The organism is Salinicola salarius (assembly GCF_003206135.1).
Lineage (GTDB): Bacteria > Pseudomonadota > Gammaproteobacteria > Pseudomonadales > Halomonadaceae > Salinicola > Salinicola salarius.
This window is the reverse complement of the sequence record NZ_PZJT01000003.1, coordinates 40392-54017: the sequence shown is the minus strand read 5'-3', so window position 1 is coordinate 54017 and position 13626 is coordinate 40392. Positions and strand designations below refer to the sequence as shown.

Here is a 13626-nt window from a genome sequence, read left to right as displayed (position 1 = left end):
TGACGGGGCTCCTGGGTATAGGAAGGCCGATTGCACATCGGCCTTCTGTCTCATCGACGCTCGACCGTCACACCGAACTCCGCGGCGGCATCGAGGAGCCATCGGTAGACGTAGTCGGCAAAACTGCGGCGCACGATGAGCTCCCAGCAGTCCGCCTGGGGTTGGCGCAAGATAAGGGAGGTCTTGGCAAAGATCGTGGTAACGCCCTTGCCGACCGGGAACGCCGACGGGTGAACGTCGTAGGGCGTCGACTTCTTCAACGTCTCGCGTGCCTTGGGGCCGCGCAAGGTGATGACGGTCTGACCGCCACTGACATTGACGAGGCTGAAGTGTGCTTGCCCCAGGGCATGGCGAAGCGCCTTCTCCAGCACGAACTCTTCGCCGCCGGGAACCAGAATCAGCCACTCGTCCGGCGATAGCCACTGGATCGAACGCTCGCCCTTGGCATCCACGGCCAGGGTGTTGGGCCGCGCCGGCAGGTTGATGCCCAGCACCTCGCGCACGGCCTCATCCAGGACGATGGCGCCGCCCCGCAGGATCAGATGGCCCATGAAGGCGGATTCCCGAAGCGTCACCCCGGCCTGTGCGTCCGCGGCGGGCGCCGGACCGCGCTGAAACGACCAGGCGAGGGGCGACTCTGCACCGGTCTGATCGTTCGGCCGGCAGTCGAATTCACGAATCTCAGACATTCTGACGTTCTCCTTTGGGATCGATAAAGACCGGGCTGACGATTTCCGCTTCGTGCACGACGCCATCCTTCATCGGCAGATAGACCGTCTGCCCCAGGCGATCGCGGCCGCCCTTGATGACGGCGAGGGCAAACCCGTGACCGAGGTTGGGGCTGTAGTAGCTGGAGGTGACGTGGCCGACCATCGTCATCGGAATGCTCTGCTCGGGATCGAAGACGATCTGCGCGCCTTCCTCCAGCACGACCTTGGGATCCCTGGGCTTGAGCCCCACGAACTGCTTGCGGTCGGTTCGCGCCGTGTCAGGGCGGGTCAACGCGCGTTTGCCGATCCAGGAGAACGGCTTGTCGTAGCCCACCGCCCACTGCATGCCCAGATCCTCGGGCGTGACCGAACCGTCGGTGTCCTGGCCGACGATGATCAGGCCTTTCTCGGCGCGCAGCACGTGCATGGTCTCGGTGCCGTAGGGGGTCAGCCCGTACTTGTCGCCTTTCTCGAACAGGGCCTTCCAGACCGGCATCGCATAGTTGGCCTGGACGTTGATCTCGTAGGCCAGTTCGCCGGTGAAGGAGATCCGGAATACGCGAGCCGGAATGCCGGCAACGTTGCCCTCGCGCCAGTCCATGAACTTGAACTGATCCGGGGACAGATCGATGTCGGTCACCTCCGACATCAGCTTGCGCGCTTGTGGCCCGGTGACTGTCATGGTCGCCCAGTGGTCGGTCACCGAGGTGAAGTAGACCTCGAGCTCCGGCCATTCGGTCTGATGCCACAGCTCCAGCCACTCCATCACGCCGGCGGCGCCACCGGTGGTGGTGGTCATCAGGAAGTGATTCTCGGCCAGGCAGCTGGTGGTGCCGTCGTCCATCAACATGCCGTCGTCTTTGCACATCAGGCCATAACGCACGCGGCCAGGTGCCAGCTTGGCCCACTTGTTGGTGTACACCCGGCCCAGGAATTCCCGCGCATCCGGCCCCTGGATATCGATCTTGCCGAGCGTAGAAGCATCGAGGATGCCGACTTTCTCGCGCACCGCCAGACACTCGCGGGCCACCGCTTCTGCCATGCTCTCGCGTTCGCCGCTGACGGCTCCGGCGCGTACTTGTGGAAAGTACCAAGGGCGCTTCCACTGGCCGACATCCTCGAATTCCGCGCCATGCTCGACATGCCAGGCGTGCAGGGCGGTGTAGCGCTCAGGGTCGAACAGATCCCGGCAGTGGCGGCCGACGATGGCGCCGAAGGTCACCGGCGTGTAATTGGGTCGGAAGACGGTGGTGCCGACTTCCGGGATCGAACGTTTCAGGCAACGGGCGGCAATCGCCATGCCGTTGATGTTGCCGAGTTTCCCCTGATCGGTGCCGAAGCCCAGCGCGGTGTAGCGCTTGACGTGCTCGATCGATTCGAACCCTTCGCGCGTGGCCAGCTCGATACCCGCGGCAGTGACGTCGTTCTGGAGATCGACGAACTGCTTGGGGGCTCGCATGGCCGACTTCACGTGTGGCACCTGGAAGAGCGCGCAGGCCGGGGCCTCGCGCCGTTCGGCGACGTCAGGCAGCCTGGGTGCGGACGAGGCACCGTCGAACCCGATGGCCTCCAGCGCGCGGCGAGTCCCTTCGGTGGCGTGCTCGAGCACCGCCTTCAGGGCGAAGACACCGTGAACGCCACCCACCGATGTCATGCCCTTGACGTCGCCGGGCACGAAGCCCAGCACGTCGTCACGCCATACGGGCCGGGTCCCGGTATGGGAGGAGAGATGGATGACGGGGCTGTAGCCGCCGGAGCTGGCGATGGTGTCGCAGCTCAACGTCTCTTCGTGACCGAGAACGCAGAACGCATCCAGATCGACCCTGGCGATGCGAGCCGCCGTGACGCGATCGCTGCCCTTGGCTTCGATGACGGCGCTCTGGTTGATGATCCGGATCCCCAGGGCGCGGGCCTGTTCAGCCAGTTCACCCTGAGAAGTGGCGCGGGCATCGACGATCGCCACCACTTCACGGCCGGACTCGTGCCAGTCCAGCGCCGTACGATAGGCGTGATCGTTGCTGACCGACAGCACCAGCTTGTGGCCCGGCACCACGCCGAAACGGCGGATATAGGTGGAGACCGCGCCGGCAACCAGGTTGCCGGGAACATCGTTGTTGCCGTAGACCAGCGGGCGCTCGTGGGTGCCCGTTGCCAGAATGACGTGCCGGGCACGTACGCGATGCAGGCGGGAGCGCGCCTGCGGACGCCGGTTCACGGCGGGCGCGGTATCCCGGAGATGTTCGGTGCGACGCTCGTGGAGCGTGACGAAGTTGTGGTCGTGATAGCCGTTGGCGGTCGTTCGTGGCAGCAGCTCGACGTTCTCTCTTCCCGCCAGCTCGGTGACCACTTGCGATACCCATTCCGGCGCCGGCAGGCCGTCAAGCGTCTCGCGGCTATCCAGCAGCGAACCTCCCAGCTCCTCCTGTTCGTCGCAGAGCATGACGCGGGCGCCGCTGTCGGCAGCGATGCGGGCCGCTGCCAGACCGGCGGCACCGCCGCCGATGATCAGCACGTCGCAATGCTGGTTGATGTGGTCGTAGATGTCCGGATCGGACTCGAGCGGGCTACGCCCCAGACCGGCGCCCTTGCGGATGTACTTCTCGTAGGTCATCCACATCGAGGCCGGCGCCATGAAGGTCTTGTAGTAGAACCCCGGCGGCATGAAGCTGCCGCCCAGCTTGCCGATCATCCCCATCATGTCGCGCTGCACGTTCGGCCAGCCGTTGGTGCTGCGCGCCACCAGCCCTTCGTAGAGCGCCTGCTGGGTGGCGCGGACGTTGGGTACCTGAGCCGCTTCGCTGGCGCCCAGCTGCACGACGGCATTGGGTTCTTCCGGGCCCGCGGCGACGATGCCGCGCGGCCGTGAATACTTGAAGCTGCGGTTGACGATATCCACGCCGTTGGCCAGCAGGGCGGAGGCCAGGGTATCGCCGGCGTAGCCCGTGTAGCGCTTGCCGTTGAACGTGAAGGAGAGTTCGCGGGAGCGATCGATACGACCGCCGCGGTTGGATCGATGGATCTGCGTCATGCCCGTGCCTCCGTGTTCAACGCTTCGTCTTCGGGGCGCGCGCCGACCGTCTGCCAGCCGCCGGACGCGGCCTGAACGCCGGACTGGCGCTCGTCGGCGGCCAGCGTTTCGGCAGTGATCGAAGGGCGCTCGCCCATCTTGTAGGTTTCGAGGATCTCGTAGTTCGCGGTATGCCGCGTGATGTTGAAGAACTTGCGGCAGCCGACGGAATGCACCCACAGCTCGTGGTGAATGCCGCGGGGGTTGTCGCGGAAGAACAGGTAGTCGCCCCATTCCTTATCGGAACAGTTCTCCGGATCGGCGGGGCGCTGCAGGTGGGCCTGGCCACGCGGATGGAACTCTTCCTCTTCGCGATGCTCTTCGCAGTAAGGGCAGTAAATATGGAACATGCAAGAGTCCTCCTTAGGGAAACACTGCATAAATGTCTGCGCAGGCGAATCGCTGCGTTACGCGGTGCTGGAGCGCCAGCCCGGTCGGAATCCTCACCTATACCCCATAGGCTCCGGTTGCTGCGCTCCGTGCGCCTTGCGACGGAATGCCGCCCACTTCATCCTGCTCGCCGATTTATTCAGCGCTTCCTTAGTGGGCGACGCCAGCGGCGCCGTGTTCGTCCACCAGGGCGCCGGTGTGGAAGCGGTCGATCGAGAACGGTGCGGCCAGCGGATGCGCTTCGCCCTTGGCCAGCGTCGCCGCGAAGACATGGCCGGAGCCCGGCGTAGCCTTGAAGCCACCGGTGCCCCAGCCGCAGTTGAAGAACATGCCCTTGACCGGCGTGGCCGAGAGGATCGGACTGGCGTCGGGGCAGGTGTCGACGATGCCGCCCCATTGGCGGTTCATGCGCACGCGGGAGAAGATCGGGAACATCTCGACGATCGCCTGCAGGGTATGCTCGACGGTCGGGTAGCTGCCGCGCTGGCCATAACCCACGTAGCCGTCGATGCCGGCGCCAATGACCAGATCGCCCTTGTCCGACTGGCTGATGTAGCCATGCACGTGGTTGGACATGACCACCGTATCCAGCACCGGCTTCAGCGGCTCGGAGACCAGCGCCTGCAACGGGTGCGACTCGAGCGGGAGCTTGAAGCCAGCCATTTTGGCGAGCACGCCGGAGTTCCCGGCGGCGACGCAGCCCACCGTCTTCGCTTCGATGTCGCCGCGATTGGTGTGAACGCCATAGACGCGGCCATCACGGATCTTGAAACCGGTGACTTCGGTGTTCTGCAGCAAGTCCACGCCGAGTGCGTCCGCCGCCCGCGCGTAGCCCCAGGCCACGGCATCGTGACGGGCCACGCCGCCGCGCGGCTGCCAGGAAGCGCCGAGGACCGGATAGCGGGCCCGGCTCGAGCAGTCGAGGATCGGCACGATCTCCTGGACCCCCTTGGCATCGAGGACTTCGCCATCGATCCCGTTCAGGCGGTTGGCGTTGACGCGACGCTGGATGTCGCGCATGTCCTGCAGCGTGTGGCCAAGGTTGAGCACGCCCCGCTGCGAGAACATCACGTTGTAGTTGATGTCCTGGGAGAGTCCTTCCCACAGCTTCATGGAGTGTTCGAACAGCGCGGCCGCTTCGTCCCACAGGTAGTTGGAGCGCACGATCGTGGTGTTGCGGGCGGTGTTGCCGCCACCCAGCCAGCCTTTCTCGATCACCGCGACATTGGTGATGTTGTGGACCTTGGCCAGATAGTAGGCGGTAGCCAGGCCGTGGCCGCCACCGCCGACGATGACGATGTCGTACTGCTTCTTCGGCGTGGGGTTGCGCCACTGGCGCTGCCAGTTTTCGTGATGGTTCAGCGCGTGCTTGACCAGACCGAATCCGGAATAGCGTTGCATGCTTTTCTCCTGGAGGGGCGCCGCCCGGGCAGGCTCGCCGCAGCGTTGGAAACCGTTGAAATCAGATCGTTGGAAGCTTGCGCTCATGATCCGCCAGGCAGATCGAAAGGCGCTTGAACGTTTGCGACAGGATAATTGAATGGAGGGGAAGCCAGGTTCGAGCGTAAAACCGCGCTGTGGCCTGGCAGCCGTGCGCTTCTGGCCAGCCGGGAGAGGCAGGGCCTATCCCGAGAACGATATTGACGACGCTAACGTTTCCGACAGTCGGGCTGGGTCGAACGGGGCGGTGCCGACGCGGAGCGCGAGCGGATAGGCGCCTTCAGCGCTGAGCAGGCGTGGCGATCTCGAGCGCTCGGGAGGTCTGGCCGACATGGAGAAAGAACGGGTCCACGAGCCTGGCGCGCTGATCCTCGGAAAGCCGCCTGACCTCCGAAGGAGGAATGCCGAACACCTCGCGAAAGTGACGCGAGAAGTGGGCCGTGTCGGCAAAGCCGCAGCGCTCGCCGATATCCGTGATGCTGTGCTTGGTGTAGTTCAGCATCCAGCATCCGTAATGCAGACGTAGGTCGCGGGCGAATTTCTGCGGCCCGACCCCGAACTGTTCCCGGAAATGGCGCTCGATGTTGCGCCGCGAAGTATGCAGGCGCTTCGCCAGCCGCTCGATCGTGACGACCTCGCCCAGATGCTGCTCGAAGATCGAGATGGCCCGGCGCACCAGCGGATCGGAAACCCGGCTGAAGACCACGGGCTGCGGCTGGGGATGTTGCCCGGGCCGCGGCTCGTCGATCAGCATGATATGCAGGCTCTTCTTCGCCCATAGCCGCCCCAGGTGTCGCTCCACCAGGTACGCGGCCAGGTCGGCGGAGGCCACGCCGCCGGCACAGGTCAATCGATTGCCGTCATCCAGGAAGAGCTGGTCGGCCACCGGCTCGATATCCGGGTAGCGTTGCACGAGATCGGCATGGTGATACCAGCTGATGCAGCATCGACGACCATCCATCAACCCTGCCTTGATCAGGGAGAAGACCCCGGTACAGACACCGACGAGAGGAACGTCGCATTGTGCGGCCAGGCGCAGATAATCCAGCGCCTGCTGATCCTCCTCTTCGGCCGCGCCGAGCACGCCGCCGATGACCACGATGTAATCGAAGCGCTCGGGGGCCGTCAGCGGTCCGCAGCCGGTGATCGTGGCGCCGCTGCTGGAAACGACGTCCTGCCCGCCACTGCTCATGAACTGCCAGCGACAACGGATCTGCTGACTGCGGTCGCCGTCGTCGGCGGACAGCCGCAGGCAATCGACGAAGGCCGAGAACGGCAGGATGGTGAAGCGCTGCAGCAGCACGAACCCGACCGAAAGCGGCTCGTCTGGAGAGGAGAAATCTGGAGCCATATCGTAAGTCTCAGGGCATGGTCGAGGCCGAGGCATCAAACCAGTTTGTCATAACGCACGCTGATACGTCGCTTCCGTAATCCCAGGAGCAGTGCTCGATGGGCCTCGTTGCCATTCACCATCGATCAATGTCTCGCGCAGGCATTGGCCCACGCCTTGATCTCGGGATAGGGGCGCTGCTCGAAGACGCCAAAGCCGGGCAGCTGCCGCGCCTTGAGCGGCGTGAAGACCGGCATGGCGAGCCCGCACAGAAAGTGCGCGATGCGTTGCGCGCCCGGCACCGTGCCGATCTGCTCGCGATGCCGCTCGATCAGCGGCCGGGCGTATCGTTCGAAGTCGGCATCGGTCAATTCAGGCAGCGCCGCCGCGCTCGGCAGGCGAGCGACGTGGCCGTGGCAGACCGAACAATGGCCGCAGCCCTGGGTTGCCGTCTGGGAAAAATGGTCATCGCCGAAGTAAGCGGCGAGTCGTCGGGTCAGGCAGGTATCCGATTCGAACAGCGCCAGCATCGCCTGCAGACGTTCGATCTCGATCTGCTCGCGGAACTGGCTTTCCGCCAGCAGACGATCGGTCAGGGCGTCGATGTCGAACGCGGGCTGGCATACCTCGTAGACATCGGTCATGCGCTTGCCTTCCAGCACCACCCAGCCCTTGTCCTGGAAGTACTCCAGCGCGGTGATGACGCGCGAGCGTGAGGTATCGATCCCCGCGGCAACGCCGGCATTGTAGAGACGCTCGAAATCCACCGTGCCCCAGGTCTTGGCGATGGCGATGTTATCGACCAGCAGGCGCACGAAGTCGGCCCGTTCCCCCTGGAAGCGTGCGATCAGGTCGCCGGGCTCCTCCAGATAGCGCAGCCGGTATTCGGCCAGATAGGCGAAGCGGGGCGCGATCACGCCGTGCATCTCGAGGCGCACCAGCAACGTCTTCAGCGGCAGCAGGCGGACGTTGCTGTCGCGGGAGAGCGTATTGAGCAGCACCGGCCACTGACGCTGCGGCTGGCGGCCGGCCTCGGCGATCTCGGCCAGCACGTGACGTATGCCCTCGCGTTCCGGCGTGTCGCCGTAGACGAAGTTCTCCAGCACGCGCAGGCCGTCGCGACCGGCCAGCATCAGGCAGCGTGACGGCTCGCCGTCGCGACCGGCACGGCCGATCTCCTGGCTGTAGTTCTCTATCGACTTGGGCAGGTCGTAGTGGATCACGTTGCGGATGTTGCCCTTGTCGATCCCCATGCCGAAGGCGATGGTGGCGACGATGCAGGGAATCTCGCCGCGCATGAAGCCCTGCTGGATCTCGTCCCGCGTCTCGCTGTCTAGGCCGGCGTGATAGGCGCGCACCGTGAAGCCCTGATTCGCCAGCGCCGCGGCGACCGACTCGGCGGTCTGCTGCAGGGTGACGTAGACGATGGTGGGCGCCTGTGATGCCGGCTGATGTCCTGGCGACTGTCGTGACGAGCGTTGCGGCGCCAGCCAGTCGACCAGCGCCGGCAGCCGGCGCTCGCTCTCTACCGGCTGCACCAGCAGCTCGAGGTTGTCGCGATAGAAACCGGTGGTGACGACGTCATCCAAGGCGATGGCGAACTTGGCGCGCATGTCGTCGATCACGGCGGGCGTCGCGGTGGCGGTCAGCAGCAGCGCCTGAGGGATGCCGAACTCGCGCTGGTAGTCCGGCAGCTTCAGGTAGTCCGGGCGGAAGTTGTGTCCCCACTCGGAGATACAGTGCGCTTCGTCGATCACCAGCAGCGAGATCGCGACCTGGCGCAGGAAATGGCGAAAGCGCTCGTTCTTGAGCCGCTCCACCGAGACCATCAGGATCTTCAGCTCGCCGCGGCGGGCACGGTCCATGATGTCGCGGGCAGTGTCGCGGTCCTGGGTCGAATCGAGGCTCGCGGCCGCCACGCCGTGGCGCTGGAGAAACGCCAGCTGGTCCTGCATCAGCGCCAGCAGCGGCGACACCACCAGCGTGAGATGGGGCAGGTGGAGCGCCGGCAACTGGTAGCAGAGCGACTTGCCGGCACCGGTGGCGAAGATCGCTGCCGTCGAGCGGCCGGCGATGACGCGCTCGACGACCGCTTCCTGGCCACCGCGGAACGCCGGGAAGCCGAATACGTCGAACAGGGTCTTGCGGGCGCTTTCGATGTTCGCCTGAGTCATGTTCTCTCCTGGGGCCACGGCGCGGTCGTATCCAGCGAATGGTCCTCGGCCGACTCGTCGGTGGACGGTTCGGTCTGGTTCGGCGTCAACGCCGGCTGATCGTGCCGCGAGGAACGATAGCTGACGCCGTGGCGCAGGCGCGGGGCCTCCGGGCCACTGTGCAGCGCCGTGACCCGGTCGATGATGGCGCGGTCCGCCAGCGTCAGCCGGTCCAGCATGCGCAGATGCTGCAGCCAGTTGGGCACGAGGAACACCTCCTGCCACAGATCGCGGTCGACGACGTCACGGTAGAGCGACCAGCGCTTGGCACCGTTGCGCAGCCGCAGCTTTCGCAGCGGCCGCACGGCGCGGGCGAATTCGCGCAGACGTTCGCTGTCGATGCGATATTCGACCGTCACCATCACCGAGCCCCGCGCCGGATTGAACTCGAAGTCCGGCCTGTGGGTGTGCGCTTCCGGCGCCTCGACCAGATCGTTGGCGTCCAGGTCCGGCAGCCTGGAAGGGAGCAGCAGCAACGCCGAGACGATCAGCAGCGCGCCGGCCAGCATCAGCGCCATCTGTACGCCCAGGCCGTCGGCCAGTTGCCCCCACAGCAGCGAACCCAGCGTCAGGCCGGCGTAGAGCGCGGTCTGATACAGCGCCAGGGCGCGGGCCTTGACCCAGTCCGGCACCAGTATCTGCACCGAGGAGTTGTAGGAAGCCACGGCCGCGATCCAGCAGCTGCCGCCGACGATGAGCGCCGGAAACAGCACCCACAGCGTATCGAGCCCGCCGAGCGCCAGCATCGTCAGGCCCAGCAACATCGCGGAGAAGCTGATCAAGCGGCTGCTGCCGACTCGCTGGCGGGCCTGGTTGACCAGCGTGCTGCCGGCGATCGCGCCGATGCCGAGGCCGCCGAGCATGTAGCCGTAGAGCGAGGCGCTGCCGCTGGGGTGCTGATGGGCCAGCAGCGGCAGCAGCGCCCAGAGTGCGCTGGCGGAGATGCCGAAGATGAACGAGCGCATCATCACCAGCCGCGTGACGCTGGAGTACTGCACGAAATGCAGCGCCGCCTTGACGCCTTCCCAGATGCGTTCCGGGGGCAGAGACTTGGGAAGCACCGCACGCTTCCAGCGCCACAGCGCGGCGATCAGCCCGCAGAAGCAGAGCACGTTGAGCAGGAATATCCACGCCGGCCCCACCGCGGCCAGCAGCAGCCCGCCGATGGCCGGACCGATGGCGCGGGCGGCGTTGTAGTTGACGCTGTTGAGCAGCACGGCGCTCGAGACCAGGTTGCGCGGTACCTGTTCGTTGACCGCCGCCTGCCACGCCGGGGTGGTAATCGCCCCGCCGATGGAAACGCACAGAATCGAGACGATCAGCAGCGTCGGGGAGAGCAGGTTCATGAAGGAGATCAGCGTGATGAACAGCCCGCCGAGCACTTCGATGCCCAGCCCGAGCAGCATCACCTTGCGGCGATCGTAGTTGTCGGCGATCACCCCGGTGACGATCGACATCAGCACCAGCGGCAGCGCTGCCGCGACCTGGATCATCGCCACTGCCACCGCGCCGCCGTCGTTCGACGTCACCACCCACGCCGCCGCCACCGACTGCGCCCACACGCCGAGATTGGCGAACAGGTTGGCGATCCAGATCATCCGGAACGCCGGGACTCCCAGAGGGGCAAAAGTACTGACATTCGCCGGGCGTGGCGGCGTCTGTTCGGGTTCTAGCGTCAGATCGCTCTGGCGGGAAACGGGTTGCAGCATGACGAGCTCGCAGACAAGGGGCGAATCGGAAGGCAAAGCCTGAAGATTAGCATCCTTGGTTCAGCCGTGCGGGTCCAGCGCCATGGCGCTCCGGCAGAGGAGATGTCGATACGTCATGAGGCGGCAGACGACGCTCGCCGATCACGAGACAAGAGGCCGGGAAAATGGCCTACTGCAGCACCGCGATGGGGCAGGCATCGGCGGGGTGATTCATCACCCGCATGGGGATACCGTAGATGGCTTCGAGATTGACATCGTTCATCATGCTGGCGGGCTCGCCTTCGGCGAGGAGCCTGCCGCTGTGCAGCGCGACCAGATGATCGCAGTAGCGTGCGGCCATGTTGACGTCATGGAGCACGATGATCACGCCGAGGCCCAGTTCGCGACAGAGCTTGCGCACCAGCGCCAGCACTTCGACCTGATGGGCGATATCCAGCGCCGCCAGCGGCTCGTCGAGCAGCAGATAGCGACTACCCTGGGCCAGCAGCATGGCCAGCCACACGCGCTGGCGCTCGCCGCCGGAGAGCGTATCGACCAGGCGGTCGGCGAAGGCTTCGGTATGGGTCAGGGCGATGGCGCGCTCGATCTGCTGATGATCATGGCGATTGAGGCGCCCCAGCAGGCCATGCCACGGGTAGCGGCCGAAACCGATCAGCTCGCGGCAGGTGAGGTTCTCGGCGCTGGGAAGATGCTGCGGCAGGTAAGCGACCTGGCGGGCGAACTCTCGCGGTTTCCACTGCGACAGCGGGCGGCCATCGAGCCGGATGTTACCGTGACTGACCGGCTGCTGCTGCGCGAGCAGCTTGAGCAGCGTCGACTTGCCGGAACCGTTGTGCCCGATCAGACCGTAGATCCGGCCTTCACCGAAGGTGAAATCGATAGGGGAGAGCAACGTCTTGCCCGCGATCTCGAAGCTCGCCGATTGGACTTCGAACATGGACGGGGCAACCTCGCAGCGAGTGATGGGTCACAGGGTGGAATGCAATCCTAATTCAAATACGAACGCTTATCAAAGACACTTGTCGTCGTTTATCGATTGGCAGCGTCCCTGGCCGGACGAATATCCCTGTCTCTGGAGCGCGAACCCATGATAAGGAGCCCCACCCCATGAAAGTGTGGTTATCGATTGTGCTGTTCGCGCTCGTCGCCGGGGGCGTGTTGACCGCCGTTGCCTCGCACGAACCGTTCGAGCCTCGCATGGTGCGCCTGGAAGCGCAGCGGGCACTGCCGTCGCTGGCGCCGGCGCTGGCCGAGGAGTCGCCGGAGATCAACGCGCTCTTTCTGAGCTACGCCGACGAGCCGGCGCTCTGGGCCGCTGCCTGGCTGGCGATCCGCAATCACGGCGATCTGGCTCGTGAAGCGCTGCGCGATTACGGCCTCGATCCCGCGTTCCAGCGCGTGCTGGTGCGTTTCGGCGCCGATGCGCTGCTGCCGGTGAGTTACTACCGCGATCACGATATCGCCACGCTGCGCGCCCAGCACTGGCTGGGCACCCGCTACCGGGCGGCAAGCGAACAACTGACGCGCTGGTGGCAAGACGATGCCGAAAAGGCGCCCGAAGCGGATCCGACGACGGCCGACAACGAAGCAACGCCGGCCACGTTGACGCCAGCGCATCGTGGTCAGATTGCCATCGCCATTCTCGAGGCCGAGGGCCACGGTTTTCTCGGGCAGTTCGTCGTCGGTGCGGATGGAGAAGTGCAGTGGCTACAGAGTGAACGTGTGGTGAGCGATATCGGCGATTTCTTCACCAGCGGCCTGCGCGATCTGGAGAGCCAGTGGCGACGTGGCGAGCCCATAGGGGTTGCCGACATGGGTTGGGCCGGCGTTGACCTGCTGGTGATGACCAGTGCGATCAAGGTGCTGCGGGCCGGCCGCGCGGTACGTACCGGAGCCGCTGTCGAAGGTCAGGGCGCGCGGGCGGCGGGGCGTGGCGTGCTGGTCGGGGGCGGCCGCTTCGTCAACCTGTCGCGGGCGGCCAAGGTCGCGGCGATCACTGGCACGGCCTACGTGGTGGTGCGCCACCCTAGCCTGGTCAGTGCGCTCGGTGCCAATCTGGCGAAATGGATGGGCTGGCCGCTCTGGCTGGGGCAGTTCCTGATCTGGGTCGTGGTGCTGTTGCCACTGTTGATCGTCGCGCGGTTCGTCTATCGCTGGTTGCTGGCGCCGCTGTTGTGGCTGTTGGTACCGTTGCTGAAAGCGACGTCGAGAACGCCTCGCTGGCTGATGAAAAGACGGCAGCTGCAGGTCGATGGCGCCTCAGGCATTCAACCGAAAAACCACTCCAGAACGGATCCCACGTTATGAATGATGACGTCGATCATGACAATGCTTACCGCCTGATCTTCGAGCCGCCCGAGATTGATACCTATATGAGGCTCCGTGATGAAGCCGGCATGAACCCGCGCAGTGCCGCTGGCGCTGCGCGCGGTTTGCCCAGCAGCCTGTTTGCCGTGCAGGTCGTTCACGAGAGCGAATATGGAAACGAGACGGTGGGCATGGGCCGCGTCGTCGGCGACGGCGGCTGCTTCTATCAGGTGGTGGATATCGCCGTGAAGCCGGCGCATCAGGGGCGTGGCCTGGGCAAGCGGATCATGGGCGAAATTCGCGCCTATATCCTGCGCGAGGCGCCGGAAAACGCTTTTGTCAGCCTGCTGGCGGACGGCGAGGCCCACCGGCTCTACGCCCAGTTCGGTTTCAAGCCAACCGCGCCTCATGCCATCGGCATGGCGTGGTATCCCAAGCCAAGCAACTAGGGTCTGTTGAC

The 13626-nt window shown here is 65.2% G+C and carries 10 protein-coding genes; 2 read left to right on the top strand and 8 right to left on the bottom strand.

The window, feature by feature from the left end:
- Positions 1–50: 50 nt before the first annotated feature.
- The 8 genes from DOM32_RS03550 to DOM32_RS03515 form a co-directional block, all read right to left on the bottom strand.
- The gene (locus DOM32_RS03550; RefSeq protein WP_110631313.1) at positions 51–689 is read right to left on the bottom strand and encodes a sarcosine oxidase subunit gamma; all 639 of its coding nucleotides are present in this window, start codon (positions 687–689) and stop codon (positions 51–53) included.
- Entirely contained in the window at positions 682–3738 is a 3057-nt protein-coding gene (locus tag DOM32_RS03545; protein WP_110631309.1) for a sarcosine oxidase subunit alpha family protein, read from the bottom strand. The genes DOM32_RS03550 and DOM32_RS03545 overlap by 8 nt, the downstream gene beginning before the upstream one ends.
- Positions 3735–4127: a sarcosine oxidase subunit delta gene (locus DOM32_RS03540; RefSeq protein WP_071232620.1), complete on the bottom strand. Its 393-nt coding sequence runs from the start codon at positions 4125–4127 to the stop codon at positions 3735–3737. The genes DOM32_RS03545 and DOM32_RS03540 overlap by 4 nt, the downstream gene beginning before the upstream one ends.
- Positions 4128–4317: 190 nt before the next feature.
- A complete protein-coding gene (locus tag DOM32_RS03535; protein ID WP_110631306.1) occupies positions 4318–5568 on the bottom strand; it encodes a sarcosine oxidase subunit beta family protein in 1251 nt (416 codons plus the stop codon).
- Positions 5569–5887: 319 nt separating this feature from the next.
- Complete coding sequence (locus DOM32_RS03530; RefSeq protein WP_110631303.1) at positions 5888–6958, bottom strand: GlxA family transcriptional regulator; 1071 nt, start codon at positions 6956–6958, stop codon at positions 5888–5890.
- A 125-nt stretch (positions 6959–7083) separates the two neighbouring features.
- Positions 7084–9111 (bottom strand): RecQ family ATP-dependent DNA helicase, encoded by a 2028-nt coding sequence (locus tag DOM32_RS03525; RefSeq protein ID WP_110631300.1) that lies wholly within the window; start codon positions 9109–9111, stop codon positions 7084–7086.
- Positions 9108–10859, bottom strand: coding sequence for an MFS transporter (locus tag DOM32_RS03520; protein ID WP_110631297.1), 1752 nt, complete (start codon positions 10857–10859; stop codon positions 9108–9110). Before DOM32_RS03520 ends, DOM32_RS03525 begins: the two co-directional genes overlap by 4 nt.
- 169 nt (positions 10860–11028) lie before the next feature.
- Positions 11029–11796 (bottom strand): ATP-binding cassette domain-containing protein, encoded by a 768-nt coding sequence (locus tag DOM32_RS03515; protein WP_110631294.1) that lies wholly within the window; start codon positions 11794–11796, stop codon positions 11029–11031.
- Positions 11797–11966: 170 nt separating this feature from the next.
- On the opposite strand from DOM32_RS03515, the gene DOM32_RS03510 reads away from it, so the two are divergent.
- Positions 11967–13166: a hypothetical protein gene (locus DOM32_RS03510; protein ID WP_244179788.1), complete on the top strand. Its 1200-nt coding sequence runs from the start codon at positions 11967–11969 to the stop codon at positions 13164–13166.
- Positions 13163–13615, top strand: coding sequence for a GNAT family N-acetyltransferase (locus tag DOM32_RS03505; protein WP_110631291.1), 453 nt, complete (start codon positions 13163–13165; stop codon positions 13613–13615). Before DOM32_RS03510 ends, DOM32_RS03505 begins: the two co-directional genes overlap by 4 nt.
- Positions 13616–13626: the final 11 nt, after the last annotated feature.

What these genes read in the sequence shown, in the direction of transcription:
- DOM32_RS03525 (WP_110631300.1), bottom strand. Translation starts at nt 9,111, where the DNA reads ATGACTCAGGCGAACATCGAAAGCGCCCGCAAGACCCTGTTCGACGTA.
- DOM32_RS03550 (WP_110631313.1), bottom strand. Translation starts at nt 689, where the DNA reads ATGTCTGAGATTCGTGAATTCGACTGCCGGCCGAACGATCAGACCGGT.
- DOM32_RS03535 (WP_110631306.1), bottom strand. Translation starts at nt 5,568, where the DNA reads ATGCAACGCTATTCCGGATTCGGTCTGGTCAAGCACGCGCTGAACCAT.
- DOM32_RS03520 (WP_110631297.1), bottom strand. Translation starts at nt 10,859, where the DNA reads ATGCTGCAACCCGTTTCCCGCCAGAGCGATCTGACGCTAGAACCCGAA.
- DOM32_RS03545 (WP_110631309.1), bottom strand. Translation starts at nt 3,738, where the DNA reads ATGACGCAGATCCATCGATCCAACCGCGGCGGTCGTATCGATCGCTCC.
- DOM32_RS03510 (WP_244179788.1), top strand. Translation starts at nt 11,967, where the DNA reads ATGAAAGTGTGGTTATCGATTGTGCTGTTCGCGCTCGTCGCCGGGGGC.
- DOM32_RS03540 (WP_071232620.1), bottom strand. Translation starts at nt 4,127, where the DNA reads ATGTTCCATATTTACTGCCCTTACTGCGAAGAGCATCGCGAAGAGGAA.
- DOM32_RS03530 (WP_110631303.1), bottom strand. Translation starts at nt 6,958, where the DNA reads ATGGCTCCAGATTTCTCCTCTCCAGACGAGCCGCTTTCGGTCGGGTTC.
- DOM32_RS03505 (WP_110631291.1), top strand. Translation starts at nt 13,163, where the DNA reads ATGAATGATGACGTCGATCATGACAATGCTTACCGCCTGATCTTCGAG.
- DOM32_RS03515 (WP_110631294.1), bottom strand. Translation starts at nt 11,796, where the DNA reads ATGTTCGAAGTCCAATCGGCGAGCTTCGAGATCGCGGGCAAGACGTTG.